This window comes from Candidatus Dependentiae bacterium (assembly GCA_020431705.1).
Taxonomy (GTDB): Bacteria; Babelota; Babeliae; order Babelales; family Vermiphilaceae; genus JAGQHQ01.
Map to the genome: position 1 here is coordinate 86,798 of JAGQHQ010000003.1, position 20,622 is coordinate 107,419.

Genomic DNA, 20,622 nt, shown 5'->3' on the forward strand with positions numbered 1-20,622 from the left:
TCTGATAAATATGATATAGTTTCAATTACTTATTAAAGAACACATACACAAAGGACTCTGTTATGCACAGCAAAAAAAAACTACCTTTCGGAATATTAGAAATTATTTGTGGCCCAATGTTTTCTGGTAAGTCAGAAGAACTCATTCGTCGTTTACGGCGCGCAAAAATCGCAAATCAAGGTGTTGCAGCCTTTAAGCATAGCCTAGACAACAGATATGCTATTGAGTGCCTTGTTTCACATAACGGAAATACAATAGACGCATATCCAATTGATCATGAAGAAAAAATATATACACTAGTCTCTGAAAATAAAATCGACATAATCGGTATTGATGAGGCACAATTTTTTTCTAATGAACTAATACAAACGGTACTTAAATTAATTGAAAATAGAAAGCGAGTAATCATCGCAGGACTTGATCGAGATTTTCGCGGTATACCATTTGGTTGTATGCCAGTATTACTTGCAATTGCAGACAAGGTAACTAAACTACAAGCAATCTGTACGATATGTGGAGTTGATGCCACGTTGAGTCAACGACTTGTAGATAATAAACCCGCAAAATACAATGATCCTATTGTGGTCGTCGGTGCACAAGAAACATACCAAGCACGATGCCGTAGTTGCTATACAATCGATAAAATGCCATCATTATAACTATGGCAAAACAAAAAGTATGGTATTCATGCAACAAATGCACCTATCAAACACCTAAATGGATTGGCTGCTGTCCAGAATGCAAACAATGGAATACATTTCAAGAGGAAAAGCAGTTCACATCCATCGCAGGAAGAAGCAGTTCTATAAAACATATTTCTACAACAAGGCTCACGCGTTTACAAAGTGTTGATAGCACACCCCAAAAAAGAATGTTGAGTGGTATTAGTGAGTGGGATCGTGTAATAGGCAGCGGTATTATGCCAAGCTCACTTTTGATTTTAACCGGTGATCCTGGTATTGGTAAGTCAACATTACTACTTCAGGTTGCCAATCAACTATCACAAAAATATATCGTTTACTATTTTTCCACTGAAGAATCCCTACAACAAGTAAAATTGCGCGCACAACGACTTGGCTGTGCGAAAGGCAATTTATTATTTTCTGACCAATCAGAGCTAGAAACCATTGTAGCAACTTCCAAAAAAGACAGCCCTGATATTGTTATTATCGATTCAATACAGAATTGCTATATACCGAATGCATCTTCACTACCAGGAAGCACAGGACAACTACGCGAATCAACATTTCATTTAATGCGCTTTGCAAAAGAACATAACATTACCGTTCTGCTTACCGGTCATATTACCAAAGACGGAAATATTGCAGGCCCCAAAACACTTGAGCATATGGTTGATGGTGTTTTTTATCTACAAGGTGAAGATCGTTTAGATACGCGAATTTTACGTTCAGTTAAAAACCGATTTGGTACCATTAACGAACTCGGCTTTTTTCAAATGGGTCAACATGGCTTACAAGAAGTCCCTAACATCAATGCGCACCTATTGAGCGAAGTGTCTCATTCTCCGGGCTCTGTTTTGATTAGCATTATGGAAGGCTCACGCCCACTTCTATTAGAGTTGCAAGCATTAACCATAGAATCAAAACTTGGTATTGCTCAACGCGTTGTTTCTGGAGTTGACCATAAACAAGTCGTATTAATTGCAGCTATCCTAGAAAAATACTTACACGTTAAGCTTAGCTCTAATGATATTTTTTTAAAAATTAGTGGTGGATTTAAAATCAAAGGAAGCGCTATAGATTTAGGTATCGCACTAGCATTACTCTCTAGCTATTTTCAACAGCCAATCCCTGAGCAGTCGATTGCTTTGGGAGAAATTAGTTTAACTGGACACATTAAACCGGTAAATCAAATAAGCACCTTCGTAAAAGAAGCACAAAAATTTGGTATCAAACAATTACTTGTTGCCAAAAACCAAAAAATAGAACAATCACAATGCGTAGTAAAAAGATTTTTTAGCGTGTATGAGCTTTTATCTTTGTTTGATGCGGATAAATAAGATTTAAAATTTGATTATGATACGCTATTAAAATATCGTATAGTTGACGCCTAATTTTTTTAGTCCTATAGTATGTTTCATCCCTATTGGTCGATTCCTTGATGGCTTGCATGAACTGAGTAACGGGCACCCATGCATAACTTTTCTTATCATAGTCTTTGTTTTTATATGCATGTTTGAATACATCTGCTGGTATAAAATCAACCTTTGCCAAATACATCTCATAGTACCTCTTTGGATGAGTTGCCACTGCTTTTAATCTGGACTTGATATATTTATTACTAGCATATATATATTTTTTTTCTTGTTTTACCCCTTGTTCAAGATTATCTAAACCATACGCATATTTACCAAACACATATCGTGTTTCTTCTGCACACTCTCGCAATGCAGTAGCAAGTGGCTTAGAATCTTTTTTTTCTGATTTTCCACCAAAATCAGCCCATACTTTGCTTGGTTCTTTACCAATCAAAAAATACGCAACTCCATTACAATCATAACAATAGGGAAGAACACCAGCATTCACCCTTTTATCAAGCTTTTTACCACTCAATAAGATAGTAATGCCCGATAAGAAAATAAATACCGAAAAAAGTAAGGCTTTCTTTTTCATATTAACTCACATTTGACTTACATATTAACGTTTTACGCCAATTCTATCTTTACGTTCTTGTTCCATTCTGTTAATTACTTCTTTCAAGCGCTCCTTATAAACTTTTTCTTTTTCTTGATTTAAGTTGTTGTAACGATACACACGAATACCACTTACGGGATTAAGTAAAATATCATTAGTAATAAGTAAACGAGCCTGACGATAGTTAAGCATGCGAATTTTACTTGGTATAGTAATATAACGCTCAAGATGGTAACTAAGATCGTAATATCCTTCATTTATTCTACGTATTACCTCGCTTACAGTAGCAAATACTTCTGGATTTTTTCGGTGATATTCTTCCCTAAATTTCATTAATGAGTTTTTCAATTCCAAAAATGAAAGACCATATACATCTTGTCCAAGTATTTTAGGAATAAGTTCAATATCAAACGGTATACCAAGACGCCAAGATAAATATCCTATTTGATCAATTAAATCTTTTGGTATAAGAATTTGAAAAAGATCGCTACCCAAGTTACCTTCTTCATCTTTTAAATATTCGGTAAGAGAAATGATCTCATCAATAAATTGAGTTGAATAACCGTAAGACTTTATCGATTCCTCAAGCCAATCGCGACGAACTTCACCCCAAGGTTGAGGGTTATTGAAAAAAAACCATGTCGATTCACCTGTCATCCCAAGATTTGCAAAAAGCGCTAAATTGGTTGAAACTAAAATTGTTTTTAATCTTATTTCATTATCATCAATCATACCACTTCGCTGAATTTCATCTGTTAAAAATCTCTTAATTGGTGTCTTCGCTGCACCAGTAAAACGTGCTGTATTGTATGTCGGGTCAGCAAGATTGTAGCGAATGAACTGGAATGCTTTATTTTGCAATGCACCCACTTTACCAAAAATGCGTCTATACATCTTTCTTGTCACATCTTGAAAAAGGTGCATATAAGGAATCGCTGTATAAAATATATAGTATGAACTTTTAAATTCTCGCTCACGTTGGAATGCTTGTTGTATATTTTGTTCGTTTCTTGCAACATCACTCAATCTATTAAGATTTCTTTGATTATCTTGAACGCTCATGTGTGCTTGTGATTGAGTAAAACCAACCTCTTTGTCCTCACTTATCTGCCTTAAAAGACGATTAATAATCGCAACATCTTCTGGTGCTGCATAAACCAAAACAAACAAACAATTAAATAACCCTAAATAAAAGGCAATTATCCCCTTTTTCTGCATCCCATATCCCCTTATTTTTTAAGCAACTGTAGGTACCATTCTTCCTTGATATTTCATCAATCTTTCTTGCCTTTCTTGTTCCATTCTCTTAAATATTTCTTTCAATCTCTCCTTATACATCAATTCTCTTTCTTCACCCAGAGTTGAATAGCGATAAATTTTCAGCCCCATTCTTGGATCGAGCATCCAAGGTCCAATAAGAAGTCGTGCTTGGTAAAAGTTAAGAACTCTATTTTTATACTGCGCCAATGTGCCCTTTTTATAATTATCTAAAAATGCACTTAAGAAATATCTCTTGTTCTTAACATTTTCAAGTAGCTCTTTAACCATCTGAACTGCTTCTGGATCCTTAGCTTTATACTTGGCTTTAAATGCAGCTATTTTATCGATAATTTCTTGGCCAAAAATAAGATCTCCTTTACCAAACGTCATATTTTCACGTTCAAACATTTTTGAAATAAAATCAAAGTCAAATGGAATACCCTGTCTCCACGAGAGATACCCTACCCTATCAACCATATTAATTGGCACAAATATTTGAAATATATCACCAGTGTCGGTAACTATGTCAACCGCCAAATTCATCAATTCTGATAAAAACTTTTCTGAATAACCAAAAGATTGTAGCGATGCTCGCAACCACTCAGGATTAGCCGATACCCAAGGTTGTGGATTATTAAAATAGTTATATGTTGACTCCCCAGAAAAACCAATGTTACCAAAAAAAGCAATATTTGTTGACACCAGAATTGTTCTCAAGCGTATTTCATTATCATCAATAATACCCTCTTTTTTAATCTCGTCATACAGGAACTCTTGAACATCTCGATATTTTTTATATATAGGATCATCATACGTATATCGAATAAATTGAAACGCTTTTTCTTGTAATGCCCCGATTTTTCCCACCACGGCCTTGTACATTTTTCTTGTTATATCTTGAAAAAGTCGCATATACGGAACCGCAGTATAGAATACTACATACCCTTGCTTTGCAAGTTCAATTTCTCGTGTTAGCGCAGCATTAATTACATGATTATTACGACTAAGACCATGCTCTTCTCTTAATTTTTTTTGAATATACCAATTATTTAAATGAGTATGAGATTGACTCGATCCTTTAAGCTTTTGAGCATCTTGTATAATATTTTCAGCTGCTACCTTATCTTCTGTCGTATTTGGTACAATAAAAGGATCTTGCGAAGGCACACAAACACCAAAAGCTATTGCTATAAGCCCTATAACTAAAAAAAATTTTCTCACTATATTCATAAATATCCTCACCCGTATTGCTTAATTTATTTGATAATTCACCCCTTAATTTGCAGAATAACACTCGCCCAACACTAATTCAATTATAAATATTTTATACACGGGATATCAATAGTTTAATCTTAATTGTTAATTTTTTAAAATCCTGTATTCCACAACATCACATAACTCAACTGATAGAAAGAGTGTCCTATGCAGAAAGAGCAAGAATAACTTGCAATGCCCCATAATCGGTATAATGTAATCAGCACCTTTCTAATCGTTCAAAAAAAACGTAATCTCATACAAAAATAAGATTTTCTTGTTACACTGATAAAATACAATAATACTACTCAAACTGTAGAGGCATTGAAAAAAAGCATTTATTTACATAAGGATGATTAAATGGCACACGCATGTCGCCTGATTAATAAGCGCTCATTCTGGTTATTATTTACCGCAATCAGCTTCGTCTGTATTGGTTATTCAATTCGCTACTTTCCTCGCGCTTTTCCACTAGTAACTATTGATCTAAAAATGAATCGCTCAGGAGCATTAACAGAAAGCGCCACTTTAACAAAAAAATATCACTTAGGCCCTGATCAAAGCCAACAAACAACATCCTTCCAGACAGATTATCTTGTCAAAACATTTGTAGAACTTGAAGCGGGCGGTAAAAAAGCGTTTGTCGATATGATGGAGCAAAAACTATACATACCGTATACTTGGCAAACACGCCACTTTAAAGAATTCGAACCACATGAAGTCACAACACATTTTACACCAGAAGGTAAACCATATGGATTTTATGAAACACTTTCAGAAAATGCTCCAGGAGCAAATATCACTAAAGAAAAAGCACAAAAAATAGCAGAACAATACGCAACACAAGATTGGATCATTGATTTAAAAAAGTATAAACTTGTTGAAGCATCAAAAGAAATGCGTCCAAGTGGAAGAGGCGATCACACTTTTGTATATCAACGTCACGACATACAAATTGGTGATGGATTTTATCGTTTGCGCTTACGTGTAAGCGGCGACAAGTTCACCGAACTTAGTCACTTTGTGCATGTACCGGAAGCATTCTTATTGCGTTATCAACAAATGCGTTCTGCAAATATTAGTATTTCCTCTGCTGCAAGTATGGCGGTAACAATTCTATATACTATTCTTGGCTGTATCATTGGACTATTTTTCTTATTGCGAAGTGGATGGGCTATATGGCAACTTCCACTTTTTTGGGGTGCTCTTATTGCTTTCTTACAATTCTTGGTTGCTCTCAACCAACTACCCCTTGCATGGATGATATATGATACCGCTCTTCCAATGCATACATTTTTGCTGCAGTATATTGTAAATAATTTACACTCACTAATATATTCAGCATTCTCATATACCATTGCTTTTATGGCAGCAGAAAGTCTAACACGGAAAGCGTTTGGTCATCATCCTCAGTTTTGGCGTGTGTGGGAAAAAAACATTGCAAACTCATTTGAGATTTTTGGCAGAACAGTCACTGGTTATTTACTTGTGCCAATTATGATGGCCTATATCGTTACTCTATATGCATTTACTCAACAATATTTGGGATGGTGGACACCATCATCTCAACTGCTTGACCCAAATATTTTATCAAACTATTTTCCGTGGTTCAGCTCCATTGCAATCTCGCTAAAAGCTGGTTTTTGGGAAGAATGTTTGTTTCGAGCAGTTCCACTTGCCAGCGCAGCACTACTTGGTAAACGATTTGGCAAAAAAAAGTGGTGGGTTATTTTTTCTTTTATATTACAAGCAATTATCTTTGGCGCCGCACACGCAAATTATCCTGCACAACCAGCATATGCACGATTAGTAGAGCTCATCTTACCATCATTTATATTCGGTGGTATTTATTTGGCCTTTGGCCTGTTACCATCTGTGATTATGCACGTCATATATGATATTGTATGGTTTTCACTTCCACTGTTTATTTCTACTGCATCAAGTGCACGTGCCAATCAGCTATTAATTATTATTCTTTCTCTTATTCCAATTTTTATAATTGCTTATTATTGGATACGTAATAAAAATTGGAGCACACTTACTGATGCCGTGTACAATAGTTCATGGCAACCAATCATCGAATCACAAAAGCCTCACACTTACATAGAACAAAAACACATTCAATTTTCCAAAAAAATAGTATATGTATTGTTTGTTTTTGGAGGTCTTGGGTGTGCTAGCTATATTAGATTTACACAGTTTAAGCAACACGCACCAGCACTCACCATTACAAAACAAAATACACAAAACCTTGCTGAAACCACTGTCAAAAATCAGTACACAACAGACCTTAATACGTCATGGTCTGCACTCAACAGTGTACAATCGCATTTCAAGCACAGTACCTCACAAACACAACACCGATTTATATGGCAAGAAGGAAAAGAAAAAGTATATAATAATTTCTTGAATACACATCTTATGCCACCCCACTGGATGACTCGTTTTGTAAAATTTACCGGCCCAATTATTGAACGAGCAGAAGAATATCAAACATTTATTGGACACGATGGTAACATCATCAGAACAAGGCATCAATTACCTGAAACGCGATCTGGAGCGCACCTTGAAGAAGAACAAGCTCGTACTATTGTACATAATGAGCTCAAAAATTACTTTAATTTAGATCACATGCAACTAAAAGAAATTTCCGCTATAGCTACAAAACATCCCATGCGTAAAGACTGGATATTCGAGTTCTCTGATGAGAAAAATTATCCACTTAAAACCGGACAAGCGCGTATCGCCATTTCTGTTGCAGGAGATACTGTAAATGACGCATACCGCTATATTCATATACCAGAAGAATGGGAACGTGAAGAACGGAAAAAAAATACGTTCCGTCAAGTTATCAGTAATCTATGTAACCTATTAATTTATGCATTATTCTTACTTGGCTTTAGTATCTCGTTGTTTCGCTGGAGTACCGGCAATTTTTCTTCCTATTATTTCTTAATTGGTTTTTTGGGTATTTTTACATTATTTATCGGCAGCTTATTCAATAGTTGGCCACAAATTATTACCACATTTAATACAAGCGAACCATTTTATAATCAAGTATTTCGCACCTTTGGGTTTGGCGCAATTTATGCGTTAATTCGTAGTGCGATTGTTGCGCTCGTTGTCGCCCTTACCCTTGGCATTAAACATCGCTATACCCTGTACAATAAAATTAGTTCATTGTTCACTGGTTTATGTTTAGGTACATTCATTGCTGGCCTACAAGCGACACTTTCATACTTTGGACCATCACTCGAACCGCTATGGGCGGATTACACCGCACTTGGAAACTATTTTCCTATTATTGCACCAACAATTACCGCACTGACAAAATTAACATTTGCTTCATCGTTATTTTTATTGTTATGCACAGCAATTGATCAATGGACATCAGGATTTACAAGAAACCGATTTATCGGCGCTTTTGTATTGATTATCTTCACACTAATTGTTACTGGATTGCAAATGCCAACAGATTATACCTTCTGGGTTATTTCTGGCATAATTCTTGGCACCGTTATTACAATACTTTATGCATTTATTATTCACTTTGACCACACAGTAATACCACTCATTGTTGGTATCACTACTATTGCAGGATTAGCACAACAAGCAGTATTTAATGCATATCCAATGGCACTTGTTGCGCATTTGTTTGCAAGCATTTTTGTACTGAGTATTTCTGTGTTGTGGTGGAAGCAATTGAATAAGTAATGATTATTGTTATACCCGTTAAAATCTTTTTTTCTTAGCTGCAATGGTTAGCACACCGCTTTTTCCATTTACATTAAAACCATGTTTCCGACATATATTATGTAACTCATCTCTTCTGCTACATGTCATAATACCATTTGCACTAAGTCTTGTGTAATACCATGGATGTTTTTTACCAAGATATTTATTTAATCTCCAGTAAACACCCGCAATCTTTTCTGGATCACCATATGGCAATCCATCATAATATTTGTCATTAGTTGTTTTATATGGAAATGGAGAATAGAAACTATACTTGTTTCTCATCTTTGGTGTATACAATGGCAACACATATTTCACAAAATCTTTTGGAGAAATATAATTTCCACCCTTTAATATGTGTTCAAACTCACTTACATAATTTTTATATGGTTTCGTATTTTTAAATTCAACCCAGCTCCAATATGTATACTGCTCCAAATATGCCAACTGTCCTTTTATCCAAACAATACCAAAATCTGAAAGATGTATTAATTGACCACCACGAGACACGACTGCTTGTTTATCTGGACAATTATTTTTTAAGTCTTTATGAATTTTACACTCATTTGATTGAAAAGTTTTTCCAATTTGTCCCGCAAAATTAATCGCATACGCCATATTCACAGCAGTCAAAAGTCCACCCGCAAAAACAAGTGACAAAATTAATATCTTTTTCATATAAATTCCCCCTAAAATAAAAACTTTTATTTACCTTCTAAAAGGTACTAGAAAGACGATTGTCCGTCAAAAGGCTCTCAGAGAGGTAAAAAATAACTACTACAGAACACTTTTCAGGTTAATAGATATTGTGGAATTGCTGAATACAAATGCGTAAAATCAGGCCAATTTATAGGAATAAAACAATTACCAGCATCCTTATTATATATTTGAAAATCAATCAAAAGAAAATCTTTGGCATACATCCTTAACTCATGAGGCACGATATCAATATTTTTTTGCATATACTTTTGTATACATAGATAATGCCAGAAATTAAATCGGGATAGCTGCAGTTCACCTCGTTTAATCAAAGAAAAAAGATATTTTTGTAGACGCTTAGATGTCACATCAAAACCATATTCATTTGGATATGCGCCAACAGCAATAAAGCAGCTTGCAGTACGAATACACTTTTCACATTTCCCACAATTATTACCAACCTTATCTTTTTGGCAGGCACGAATAAATGGCTTCTGTATACTATAGGCATTACACAACGCGGTAATAAATTCAGCTTTTTGCACACGTTGCAAATCAAAATCTGCGTGTTGAAACGTCAAACCCGCACAGAACACATTATCATCAATTAGTGGCATCGGCGCATGCTGATAGGGGCAATCCCACGTAAGTGAAGAAGCAATTAATAATGTATTATAACCCTTGCTCAATAAAATTGGCACCGCAAGCCCAATCCATCCAAGCCCTTCTACTGCATCAAGTCGCCAGCAAGTAATGTCTGGTGAAAGTTTATGCAAATAACCACGCCGTAAAAAATTGCGATAATTTGAACGAACAACACTAACCTCATGCCCATATAACTGAGCAAAATCTTCAATACGTTTGTACACCGCATTCCATTGCTGATCATCATCAAGCGGCATATCACTGTGGCCACGCGCAGTAACCAATAGCTGTTTTTTTTCAAGACGACGCAATGACATGCAGGTTGAATCAAGACCACCACTAAACATTAACGCAATGCTTTCATTATTTTTTTTATGCATGACAAACATATCAGCATTATTAACCAACTTTTTGGGAATAAGCTCTCCACACCATTGTGTATTTGGATACAAATGCTCAAATACTTCTTTTACCACTTTAAGTGACTTATAGAGTAGATAGTCCATCGAATCTATATAGTAATACTTACCAGAAATCCACACCAGTGAAATAACCTGCATAATAAATGGCATAATAAGTAATGATTCATCTAACCCTTTGAGATTAATATCGTTATTATATTCTGCAAAAAAATCATCTCTCAGATATGCTTTTTTAAACTCTGAATTTACTACTATGTCAATACGATGATCTGTGACACGAATTTGTTTAATCAGATCTTGATCTTGAGCAAAAATATATATATTCAACAGTCCTATATATAGTAGGACATACCTTTTTATATTCATATAACTCTTTCAACAAAATTTTTTATACACAACGAGAATACTCCGTTTCTTTATACAATTTACGCCAGTTTACCTTAATTTTAGTTTTTGATTTTTGTTTTGCTATTGGCTCAAAATTAATATCTAAAAGCCATTTTAGATCAGAAAGTTCTTCTTTGTGGCTAGAGAATCGACTCTCTAAGTTTTTCTGTATTTGCTGACAAAACCATACCGATGTATAATTTTTTTTTCCTTTTAATATGAGATCATACACAAAATTCTTTTTAATTCGAGCTACTGCATATGTACGATCAATATTAAAGCCAAATGATACTAAATCACCCCCTGAGACAAGAATCTCAGCCATTGTTCTCATGCATTTTTCGCACAAACAACAATTTGTATAATCAAATCCCGGACAAATACGAAGAATCGGCAATGAAATATCATTAACTTTACATTGCTTCTGGATATCATCACATTTTTGAGTACGAGTTTTATCAAATCCGTAATGGCGAAGCTTAATACCCGCAAAACAAATAGCATCATCAACAACTGGACAGGTGCCATAAAGATAAGGATAGTCCCACGTTACTGCAGATGATACAAATAGTATAGAATAGCCGTGTGTTACAACTATCGGTGCGGCCAACCCTGCCCAACATGGCCCTAGAATTGCATACATCCACCACCGTTTAATTTCTGGTGTTAAATTATCAAGTACAGTATAGTTCAAAAAAGTGTGATGGTTTGAGCGAAAGAATGTATGTGTCTGATTTCTTTGAGACGCAAATGATTGGAATAATTGTTTTGCGCGCTGCCATCGCTCTAGTTGATACCACTTTAAATCTGGTTGCCCCCATGCGGTAATCAACAACTGCTTCCCCGCTTCATGCATCAAGGAAGTATGAACTGAATCAAGTCCACCGCTAAACATGATCGCAATATGATCTTTGTTCTGTTCAATTTTTTTATTCTCAGGCCTATTGATTACTACGTTTTTTGCAATCAACTTACCATTCCACGTTGTACGCGGAAACAAGACTTTATATAGATTGTTAAGATTTTGTAGCGAACGGTATGTATCCGCATCAATTGTATCTATATAATACGTATCACCTGATATGCAAATAGTTGAAAACACATTCATAATGAAGGGCAATATTAACAAGGAACGATCAAGCTTAGTAAGATCAATATCATCTTGATATTCAACAAAAAAATCGTCATTTAAATATTTTTTTTTAAAATGTTTGTTAACAAAAACATCAAGACGATGCTCTGTTATGACCATTGATTCAATTAGATTTCCTCTATCTATCGCATACATCGAAAAAAAGAAAGAATAAAACAAGATCAAGGTAAAAACATAGACAAAGAAAGTTCTTAAATTCACATCTTTCCTTTTTTTATACTTATACAGACCTATCATATTATAATTTGTTTGAATAGCTGCTCAAAGGAGTATATATCATGAAATATACACACTATGTCCCCATGTTCCTTCTTTTTTTCTCATTCGCTTTACAATCAAAAAGTGCCATAACTTACACAACAGTACGGGGCAGAACTGGTGATCATATTATTAAATATGCAAAGGCAAAATGGGTTGCACATAAATATGCCATTGACTTTTTGTATAAACCATTCCCGTATTCAGAGCAGTTAAATCTTCATGACATTGAAAAACAATATATGCCTGAAAACGAAACCACATAGTATACTTACATCGTGCAAGTGAAGAGGATATAATAGACCTCGAATCAACACTTTATGTAATTGATATACATTTTAAAATTAAAGAGTGGCAACGTATAACACGACCACAAATAAACGATAAAATATTTTTAGATACATTGCGATGTCTAATTAAACCTAAAAAAAAACTCAATCTTCCTCAAATACCTAATAGTACAATCTCAGTTGCAGTTCATGTTCGTAAAGGTGGTGGATATGACGCACCATTATTTTCAAAGACAGTACAATACGCGGACCAGCGTTGGCCACTTAAATTTCCACCAGATGATTATTACATAGAGCAAATAAAGAAGATAGCTCATCAATATAAACATCATTATTTATACTGTTATATTTTTACTGATGATCAACAGCCTATAGCCATTATGGAAAGATACAAAAAAAAACTGAATAATCCTCGTATTCATTTTGATTGTAGAAAGGGAACTAACAGTCACAAGCTCAATGTACTTGAAGATTTGTTCAATATGACACGTTTTGACTGTTTGATTCGCCCCTCTTCCTCATATTCAACTATCGCACAACTACTCAATAATTTTATCATTGTAATTCATCCAATGCATTACGTCTGGAGTGGTGAAAAATTGATTATTGACCATGTTGAAGTACTATTGAATACAAAAAAGCAATAAGCTTTTTGTTTTCTTTATGCTTTTCATAGTCAGATAAAACTTTTTGATAACCAGCATACGCCATCCGGTCCCATAATTCTGGATGTGCAATAAGATACCCTAGACGATCAGTAAGCGCATCAACATTTTTTTCCGGAACTAAATAGCCTGAAACATCATCTTGCACCAATTCTGAAATTCCAGCATGATAAGTGGCAACTACCGGTAATCCCGTCGCAAAAGCTTCTTTTATACTGTTGGGTGTTGCTTCCTCACCGCCGCCCTCAGTTGTTATTGACGGCAAAACAAAAATATGTGATGCATCAAGAAACTGTACAACCCTATCGTACGGTTGGTAACCAACCAATATAATACGATCATGCATACCGAGATCATCAATCAACTTTTGTAATTTGGATTGCATATTTCCATGCCCCACAATTGTATACGACAATTTGCTGTTTTCCCTCATCAATCGGGCAACAGCTCTAATTGCATATTCTAACCCCTTCTTTTTTACCAAACGTGCAACGGTGATAAGCCCAACCGAACCATCCAGATTAGGAACGTGTTCTTTGAACGTAAATAACTTTGTATCAATAGTAGCATGTAACACGGCAATCTTGTTTGGTGGACATCCATGTTTTATCAATCGTTGCGCAAAATGATCACATGCAGGTAAAAATAATGACACTTTATCAAACAACTCGTCATAGCAGTGTGGATTTTTTCTAAATACAGAGCTCGCATCTGACCCGTGCAAACCAACAACAAGTTCTCCCTTCACGCCCCGTTTTTTTAGATCCATTGCAACAGGCGTAAGCTCTCCTAATGACGCATAGATAATATCAAAATTATTACACTCTTTTGGCAATACCGTATAAAACAACTTAGAACTCCAGTCATATTGATCCAAATCATGTTTCTTTTTCGTTCCTTGACGTAATGAAAGAATAGTAACATCATGACCGTAATCTTTCAGTACACTTATTTGATTAATAAAAAATGTTTGTATTACCATCGGAAAACACTGTACAAGAAATAATATCTTTAAGGGAACCATTACCACTCCATATCTTTTTCATAACCGAGATCAATTAACAGCTGCCCAGCAACTTCTTTAAACACTTTTTTATGCTCATCAGTAAAATACCTCTTCCATTGCCCAATGACTCCTTTGCGAAAGGTACCAGTACCACCAAAAAGTTGTTTTTTGACATGTTCAAGTTGTTCCCGAGATAGCTTCAATCCAATATGCTTTGCAATTTGCTGTATTGTTCTATCTTGCGCTTGTTGATTTCCACCACCATCGGGCCCAATTAAATCTTCAAAACGAATAGAAAGCATTCCTGGTACATTCATCCAAGCAAGATAGTTTTTATACAATCCCACAATACCGAATCCTGGAGGATCATTTGTCATAGCTTTGCTCGTAGTCATTAAATCAAAAATAAGCTCATTCATTGTCATATCATTTGCTTGTGGCCACACATTTTTTCGCATGCGAGTATAAAAAATAAATGATATAAGTTGGTCTCGTGGATCGCGGTAGATAAAAAACTTTGCGCAATCAGCCGCTGCTAACAATTGCGCGCGCTCTGGCGTATACACAAGATGACTCACCCAATAACCATCAAATGCCAATTTTGTGAGTAATTTAATATCTTCAGGCGATGCATGGTAATGCGCATAAGGCTTTAATCTACCGGGCACAAACATATAAATATTACGACCTGTTAGCAACTTTAAGCATTTTGAAAGCAAATGTGTACCACACTTGGGAATAGAAATTTGCATAATATTGGTAAACTCAATTGTACTACGATCAATAATAGGCATCTGAGTAATTGTATATTTTGCATCAATAGTAAAAACAATAGCACACATCATAAACACATACGTAAGATTATTTTTTTTTGTACGAAAGAAAAAATTAGCAACACAGTTTATACAAAATTTGTTCAAGTACATCATTAACACGCTCCTTATCAAATTCCTCAACCACTCTTTGTCTACCGGCAGCTCCCATAACTGGCCAACATTCAGGATGTTCAACTAGGTATAACATATATTCTGCAAGCGCCTGACTGTCTTTCTCTTTCGTCAGCAAACCCGACACACCATGCTGCACTAACTCAGGAATACCGCTATGATATGTACTAATAACCGGTAATCCACATGCCATTGCCTCTTTAAGCACATTGGGAATTCCTTCTTGATCTCCTGCAACACCTGTTACTGAGGGTAAAACAAAAAAATGCGAATGATCCAACAAGTCGTAAACCTGCTGCTGCGTACACATACCGTGAAAAATAACACTCTCTTCAATATCTAACTGCTGAATAATTTTTTTGTACTTATCTTCAAGAGGGCCGTCACCGACAAGATGATATTCTACATTTGGATATTTTTTCACAACCTGTGCAAATGCTTGCAGCGCATATTCAATACCCTTTTTTTCAACAAATCGCGCAACGGTAATTATACGAATAGACTCATCCGACACTAACTTTTTTGTCTTGTAACTAAACAAGTTACAATCAATTGCAGAGTGATGAACTACTATTTTTTGTAAATCACATCCATGCACAACAAGTCGTTTTCTAAAAAAATCACAAACCGATAGAAACAAATCACCCTTTTTAAATAAATTTGTGTATCTTTTTGGATGAGAGCAAAGCGCTCTGCTTACATCTACACCGCGAAAAAAAGTAACCAATTTTCCTTTAAAGCCAAGTACATCTTTTATTGCTACAAAGTCGGCACCACGCATTCCTGTTTGCGCAATAACAATATCTATACTGTTCATATCTGGCCATGTATTATAGTATGTCTTGTTTATCAAATCATATTTGGCAACTGTGCTATGCATTTTTGTTATATCGCCAGGAATTTTTGCTTGTATAAAGACACGATGTCCCCTGCTAATCAATCCAGTAATTTGATTCAGTATAAATGTTTCAGAAAGCTTAGGAAAAATAGGAACTAACATTAAAATCGTAAGCACCGTTTTCATATGATATGGCTACATAAGTCTAAAAAAATTTGCTCCAGCTTATCATTCAGCATTTCTTTTTCATACGTTGCTAAAATTTTTTCTCTACCGGCCTTACCCATTATATGCCACAATTCAGGATGGGAAATTAAATAGCTCAGCCGATCAACCAAACCAAAAACATTTTGCTCTGTCACTAAAAACCCAGAAATACCATGCTCAACAACTTCCGGAATACCAGCATGAAATGTACTAACAACTGGTAATTGGCAAGCCATTGCTTCTTTGAGCGCATTAGGAATACCTTCTTGCGCATAATTTTGGGAAGTAATTGGTGCGAGCAAAAAAATATCTGATGACTGTAAAAGTGCACCCACTTCAAGATGACTTTTTTCACCAATTAAATGTATTGTACCTTGCATGCCAAGCATTTTTATTTGTTTTTCCAACAATTTTTTCAATTTACCATCACCGACAATTATATATTCTACATTAGGATGCTCTTTAGTAAGACGTGCAACTGCATCAATACTATAGATAAGTCCTTTTTGTTCTACAAGCCGAGCTACAGTAATTATTTTTATTTTTCTTTTACTTCCAAATGATTTTTTGTATGGTACAAATTGATCACAGTTGATTGCCGAAGGCATAACTGTAATTTTTTCTATTGGGCAACCATATGAAATAAGATACTCTTTCAAATAGTCACATACTGGTAAGCATAAATCAACTTGTTGAAAAACATCGTCATATATATGGGGATTTTTTTTTAAAAAAACCGTTGTTGCATAACCACGAAAGCTAACTACCAATTTCGCATTCAACCCACATTCTTGTTTTAATTTCAAACAACGTTTTCCATGAGATGCAAGTTGACCGTAAATAATATCAAACTGTTTGTAACCACTTGGTATATTACCAAAAAACACCTTACCGCTAAAATTATATTTCATAAGTTGCGGTGGCAATTTTTTATCTACATTTTTTTCAGCAAGAATGTACAAATCATGGCCACGTTCAATGAGCCCCTCGATTTGATTTATTATAAACGTTTGCAAACTGTATGGAAATTTTGTAACAATCATCAATATTTTGAGACGTCTCTTACATTGTACGCTATTAACTACAAAAAAAAGACATATACATAATACTACTCTATACCATCTACTCATTACATATTTAGCAATCCTATTAGTTGCGCGCATTACTGTTCCTTTTACATTCTGTATAGTTGTTCAAGAAGTTCGCTCAACTGTATACTGTTCTTTTTTGCATCAAAATACGTCTCAATTCTTATTCGTGCAGCATGAGTAATACTTTTCCAACAACCGGTATGTGTTATTAGCCATTCAATAGCTGTCGCCAATACATCAGCACTTTTCTCAGGTACAAGTAATCCCGTAGCATGATGCTCAATCAATTCTGGTATGCCAGCATGATATGTAGAAATAACTGGTAAACCAAAAGCCATTGCCTCTTTAAGCGTGTTTGGTATACCTTCCTTATCTCCATCTCTTGCGGTCACAGACGGCAATACAAAAATATCTGATTGTTCAAATAATTCAATGAGTGTTTCATGAGTTACCCATCCAGAAACAGTAATATGTTTTGTTAACTTAAACTTTTTGATTCGTCTATCAAGTCTCGAATATAAGGGGCCATCGCCAACAATAGTACACTGTATGTTAGGGTACTTTTTTACCAACAGCCATATGGCATTGACTAAGTATGCAAATCCTTTTTTTTCAACCAATCTTCCCACAGAAATAATACGAATTATTCCATCTTCAGACAATTTTTTTCGCTTAAATACAAAATGATCTAAATCAATTGCCGAATAATGAGTAACAATTTTTTGCTCAGGACATCCATAGCAAATGAGCTTTTCTTTAAAATAATCACAAACAGGAAGAAATAGATCGCCATTTGCAAACAATTCTTGATAACGATCTATGTGTTTTGGAACATCTCGTGTAATATCTGATCCACGAAAACAAGTAACCAACTTTCCAGTAAAACCTTTTTCTTTAATCTTTCTGAAATCCGTTCCTCGAGGGCCAAACTGAGCAAGGATAACATCATATGTATTAATATTTTTTGGATATGCTTTATAGTAAACGCGATTTAGGAGCTGATAGCGATTAACATCTGGTTGCATTTTTTTGATATTGCCTTTTCTTCGAGCATAGATATATACATCATGCCCATTATCAATCAAACCAGTAATTTGATTTAAAATAACAGTCTCACAAATAAGTGGAAATGTACCAACTACAACTAGAATCTTAAGCGCATACAGCGAGTTAAAAAATAATAGAAATAATATAGAAAACGACAAACGCCATCCTACTTGGCAAAAAAAAGAAAGAATAAATGCTCGTATAAAAAAATAACATTTCATCATCATAGTCATGACTGTAGCACGTGATTTCAACTGTTTCAAACCAAACAAATTGCAATTACCACCGAACATCCTAGAATTAAATCCATATTTACACATACATGCGTTATATACACTGCTTTAATCTATACCTTATAAAAAAAGGACTCTTTATGAAAAAAATAACATATGCATTTTCTATATTACTTACATTGTTTACATCTACCCAAACTATTGAAAATCTACACGGTGTAGTACTAGCAGCTGGAAAATCTCGCCGATTCAATACTGACTATAGTAAGCTCAGTGCACCTATTTGTGGGTTACCAATGATCTTACATGTTATTTCACCATTAGCCCAGCTAGACATGCCAATAACATTAGTAGTTGGTTACAAAAAAGAAATCGTTGCAGATATTATCACAAAGGCAAAGGTTCCAAATGTTTTTCTTACAGAACAACAAGAACAGTTAGGAACCGGCCATGCGCTGTTATGCGCAATTGATACATTACAAGCGGATAACATTATGGTAGTCAATGGAGATATGCCACTAGTAAGTACAGAAACCATTCAAGCACTATATGATAAACATATAGAAACTGACGCTACAATAAGTATTGTCACTTCTTATTGTGTTGATCCAAATATCGAATACGGTAGAATTGTAGAACATGATGGTAAAACAGAAGTTATTGAAGCAAAACATTTTACGTATGATATTCATGACTATCCATATGTAAATGCTGGTATCTATTTAATCTCTCGTGATTTCTTAGAAAAACATTTACAAAAAGTACAGCAAAATAGTGTAACCGGCGAATTTTATATTACTGATTTGGTAAAAATCGCAAGTGATAATAATCATACTGTTGCAACTATTGCCGTCCCTTTTGAAACTATTCATGGAGTAAACACACTGAAACAGCTTGCGCATGTCGAGCACATGATCTGCAATAACATTATTGAATCTTTCATGAATCAAGGTGTACGCTTTATAAAACCTGACAGTATTCATCTTGATGTTGATGTAACCATTGGCAAAAATACAATCATTCATCCAGGTGTTCATATATATAATGGTACTACCATAGGTAAAAATTGCATCATCAAGCCATTTGTTATTTTAGATGGTGTAATTGTTCCTGATAATACAACTATTGATGCGTACAGTAATTTAGTTGGGTAATATTCTACATAATTATTCATACATTAATGCTGGCATGTATTTATTTAAACGTTCATTTTTGGAAAAATATCTTCCTAGCTTACAACCAGATTATTACCAGCAGGAATTAAATATCACTCGTTTAGTTCAAGCAGCAAGCAGTGATGGATTGAAAATTGCTACTATTGTTGTGCCCTAATTAAAAACCCCGAAGTTTATCTTCGGGGTTTTTAATTAAACCTGGCGGTACCTACTTTTCCAGTCCGTCTCCAGACAAGTATCATCGGCGTTGCAGACTTTACTTCCGTATTCGAAATGGGAACGGGTGTTTCCCTGCAACTATACCCACCAGAAATTTTCAATCTGTCTCCAAACTATTTAACATTTTAGAGACAGATAATTTAGTCTTGTGAAGAAATATCTGTAAACTATCCTGTCATCAATTTTGCAATCTTTAAAATACTAAAACTTCTTAGCGCAATTAAAACACTCGGCCTATTAGTACTGGTTAGCTCAATACATTACTGTACTTACACACCCAGCCTATCAACCTCATAGTCTTTGAGGGGCCTTACTATGTATAACCGAAGTTATACGGGGTATCTAATCTTGAGACAAGCTTCCCACTTAGATGCTTTCAGCGGTTATCTCTTACAAACTTAGCTACCCAGCATTGCTCTTGGAGAACAACTGGAACA

The 20,622-nt window shown here is 35.0% G+C and carries 18 protein-coding genes and 2 rRNA genes; 7 read left to right on the top strand and 13 right to left on the bottom strand.

The genetic code is table 11. From position 1 onward, the window contains the following. Positions 1 to 62 precede the first annotated feature (62 nt). Positions 63 to 659 (top strand): thymidine kinase, encoded by a 597-nt coding sequence (locus KC460_01705; GenBank protein MCA9770063.1) that lies wholly within the window; start codon positions 63 to 65, stop codon positions 657 to 659. A 2-nt stretch (positions 660 to 661) separates the two neighbouring features. After that, a complete protein-coding gene (gene radA, locus KC460_01710) occupies positions 662 to 2,020 on the top strand; it encodes a DNA repair protein RadA (protein MCA9770064.1) in 1,359 nt (452 codons plus the stop codon). On the opposite strand, the gene KC460_01715 is transcribed toward radA, so the two are convergent. The 3 genes from KC460_01715 to KC460_01725 are packed head-to-tail and all read right to left on the bottom strand — an operon-like array spanning position 1,977 to position 5,144. After that, on the bottom strand, positions 1,977 to 2,633 hold the full coding sequence (locus KC460_01715; GenBank protein ID MCA9770065.1) for a hypothetical protein: 657 nt from the start codon (positions 2,631 to 2,633) through the stop codon (positions 1,977 to 1,979). The genes radA and KC460_01715 overlap by 44 nt on opposite strands. Positions 2,634 to 2,657: 24 nt before the next feature. Then, positions 2,658 to 3,872: a hypothetical protein gene (locus KC460_01720; GenBank protein MCA9770066.1), complete on the bottom strand. Its 1,215-nt coding sequence runs from the start codon at positions 3,870 to 3,872 to the stop codon at positions 2,658 to 2,660. An 18-nt stretch (positions 3,873 to 3,890) separates the two neighbouring features. Next, complete coding sequence (locus KC460_01725; protein ID MCA9770067.1) at positions 3,891 to 5,144, bottom strand: hypothetical protein; 1,254 nt, start codon at positions 5,142 to 5,144, stop codon at positions 3,891 to 3,893. Between the two features lie 384 nt (positions 5,145 to 5,528). Between KC460_01725 and KC460_01730 the strand changes: the two genes are divergently transcribed. Then, positions 5,529 to 8,882: a CPBP family intramembrane metalloprotease gene (locus KC460_01730; GenBank protein MCA9770068.1), complete on the top strand. Its 3,354-nt coding sequence runs from the start codon at positions 5,529 to 5,531 to the stop codon at positions 8,880 to 8,882. Between the two features lie 18 nt (positions 8,883 to 8,900). Here KC460_01730 and KC460_01735 read toward each other — a convergent pair whose 3' ends face one another. From KC460_01735 to KC460_01745, 3 genes are all read right to left on the bottom strand, one after another. Beyond that, positions 8,901 to 9,581, bottom strand: coding sequence for a hypothetical protein (locus tag KC460_01735; protein ID MCA9770069.1), 681 nt, complete (start codon positions 9,579 to 9,581; stop codon positions 8,901 to 8,903). A 113-nt stretch (positions 9,582 to 9,694) separates the two neighbouring features. After that, positions 9,695 to 11,035: a hypothetical protein gene (locus tag KC460_01740; GenBank protein MCA9770070.1), complete on the bottom strand. Its 1,341-nt coding sequence runs from the start codon at positions 11,033 to 11,035 to the stop codon at positions 9,695 to 9,697. A gap of 22 nt (positions 11,036 to 11,057) precedes the next feature. Further along, positions 11,058 to 12,410, bottom strand: a complete 1,353-nt coding sequence (locus KC460_01745) for a hypothetical protein (GenBank protein ID MCA9770071.1) — start codon at positions 12,408 to 12,410, stop codon at positions 11,058 to 11,060. A 77-nt stretch (positions 12,411 to 12,487) separates the two neighbouring features. Here KC460_01745 and KC460_01750 point away from each other — a divergent pair, with 77 nt between their 5' ends. Beyond that, positions 12,488 to 12,733, top strand: a complete 246-nt coding sequence (locus KC460_01750) for a hypothetical protein (GenBank protein ID MCA9770072.1) — start codon at positions 12,488 to 12,490, stop codon at positions 12,731 to 12,733. A gap of 137 nt (positions 12,734 to 12,870) precedes the next feature. Next, positions 12,871 to 13,404 (top strand): hypothetical protein, encoded by a 534-nt coding sequence (locus KC460_01755; GenBank protein ID MCA9770073.1) that lies wholly within the window; start codon positions 12,871 to 12,873, stop codon positions 13,402 to 13,404. On the opposite strand, the gene KC460_01760 is transcribed toward KC460_01755, so the two are convergent. From KC460_01760 to KC460_01780, 5 genes are all read right to left on the bottom strand, one after another. Continuing rightward, on the bottom strand, positions 13,361 to 14,446 hold the full coding sequence (locus KC460_01760) for a glycosyltransferase (protein ID MCA9770074.1): 1,086 nt from the start codon (positions 14,444 to 14,446) through the stop codon (positions 13,361 to 13,363). The genes KC460_01755 and KC460_01760 overlap by 44 nt on opposite strands. Next, complete coding sequence (locus tag KC460_01765; GenBank protein MCA9770075.1) at positions 14,446 to 15,357, bottom strand: sulfotransferase domain-containing protein; 912 nt, start codon at positions 15,355 to 15,357, stop codon at positions 14,446 to 14,448. Before KC460_01765 ends, KC460_01760 begins: the two co-directional genes overlap by 1 nt. Continuing rightward, positions 15,317 to 16,399: a glycosyltransferase gene (locus KC460_01770; GenBank protein MCA9770076.1), complete on the bottom strand. Its 1,083-nt coding sequence runs from the start codon at positions 16,397 to 16,399 to the stop codon at positions 15,317 to 15,319. The genes KC460_01765 and KC460_01770 overlap by 41 nt, the downstream gene beginning before the upstream one ends. Beyond that, a complete protein-coding gene (locus KC460_01775; GenBank protein MCA9770077.1) occupies positions 16,396 to 17,463 on the bottom strand; it encodes a glycosyltransferase in 1,068 nt (355 codons plus the stop codon). The genes KC460_01770 and KC460_01775 overlap by 4 nt, the downstream gene beginning before the upstream one ends. Before the next feature lie 131 nt (positions 17,464 to 17,594). Beyond that, the gene (locus tag KC460_01780; protein ID MCA9770078.1) at positions 17,595 to 18,851 is read right to left on the bottom strand and encodes a glycosyltransferase; all 1,257 of its coding nucleotides are present in this window, start codon (positions 18,849 to 18,851) and stop codon (positions 17,595 to 17,597) included. Between the two features lie 80 nt (positions 18,852 to 18,931). Between KC460_01780 and KC460_01785 the strand changes: the two genes are divergently transcribed. Together KC460_01785 and KC460_01790 are read left to right on the top strand one after the other, a co-directional pair. Continuing rightward, on the top strand, positions 18,932 to 19,945 hold the full coding sequence (locus KC460_01785; protein ID MCA9770079.1) for an NTP transferase domain-containing protein: 1,014 nt from the start codon (positions 18,932 to 18,934) through the stop codon (positions 19,943 to 19,945). Beyond that, on the top strand, positions 19,938 to 20,123 hold the full coding sequence (locus tag KC460_01790) for a hypothetical protein (GenBank protein MCA9770080.1): 186 nt from the start codon (positions 19,938 to 19,940) through the stop codon (positions 20,121 to 20,123). Before KC460_01785 ends, KC460_01790 begins: the two co-directional genes overlap by 8 nt. A gap of 39 nt (positions 20,124 to 20,162) precedes the next feature. On the opposite strand, the gene rrf is transcribed toward KC460_01790, so the two are convergent. Beyond that, positions 20,163 to 20,277: ribosomal RNA gene (gene rrf, locus KC460_01795) — 5S ribosomal RNA — on the bottom strand. Between the two features lie 124 nt (positions 20,278 to 20,401). Then, a 23S ribosomal RNA gene (locus KC460_01800) occupies positions 20,402 to 20,622 on the bottom strand; the annotation flags it as partial.

What these genes read in the sequence shown, in the direction of transcription:
- KC460_01705 (MCA9770063.1), top strand. Translation starts at nt 63, where the DNA reads ATGCACAGCAAAAAAAAACTACCTTTCGGAATATTAGAAATTATTTGT.
- radA (MCA9770064.1), top strand. Translation starts at nt 662, where the DNA reads ATGGCAAAACAAAAAGTATGGTATTCATGCAACAAATGCACCTATCAA.
- KC460_01715 (MCA9770065.1), bottom strand. Translation starts at nt 2,633, where the DNA reads ATGAAAAAGAAAGCCTTACTTTTTTCGGTATTTATTTTCTTATCGGGC.
- KC460_01720 (MCA9770066.1), bottom strand. Translation starts at nt 3,872, where the DNA reads ATGCAGAAAAAGGGGATAATTGCCTTTTATTTAGGGTTATTTAATTGT.
- KC460_01725 (MCA9770067.1), bottom strand. Translation starts at nt 5,144, where the DNA reads ATGAATATAGTGAGAAAATTTTTTTTAGTTATAGGGCTTATAGCAATA.
- KC460_01730 (MCA9770068.1), top strand. Translation starts at nt 5,529, where the DNA reads ATGGCACACGCATGTCGCCTGATTAATAAGCGCTCATTCTGGTTATTA.
- KC460_01735 (MCA9770069.1), bottom strand. Translation starts at nt 9,581, where the DNA reads ATGAAAAAGATATTAATTTTGTCACTTGTTTTTGCGGGTGGACTTTTG.
- KC460_01740 (MCA9770070.1), bottom strand. Translation starts at nt 11,035, where the DNA reads ATGAATATAAAAAGGTATGTCCTACTATATATAGGACTGTTGAATATA.
- KC460_01750 (MCA9770072.1), top strand. Translation starts at nt 12,488, where the DNA reads ATGAAATATACACACTATGTCCCCATGTTCCTTCTTTTTTTCTCATTC.
- KC460_01760 (MCA9770074.1), bottom strand. Translation starts at nt 14,446, where the DNA reads ATGGTTCCCTTAAAGATATTATTTCTTGTACAGTGTTTTCCGATGGTA.
- KC460_01765 (MCA9770075.1), bottom strand. Translation starts at nt 15,357, where the DNA reads ATGATGTACTTGAACAAATTTTGTATAAACTGTGTTGCTAATTTTTTC.
- KC460_01770 (MCA9770076.1), bottom strand. Translation starts at nt 16,399, where the DNA reads ATGAAAACGGTGCTTACGATTTTAATGTTAGTTCCTATTTTTCCTAAG.
- KC460_01775 (MCA9770077.1), bottom strand. Translation starts at nt 17,463, where the DNA reads ATGATTGTTACAAAATTTCCATACAGTTTGCAAACGTTTATAATAAAT.
- KC460_01780 (MCA9770078.1), bottom strand. Translation starts at nt 18,851, where the DNA reads ATGTTCGGTGGTAATTGCAATTTGTTTGGTTTGAAACAGTTGAAATCA.
- KC460_01785 (MCA9770079.1), top strand. Translation starts at nt 18,932, where the DNA reads ATGAAAAAAATAACATATGCATTTTCTATATTACTTACATTGTTTACA.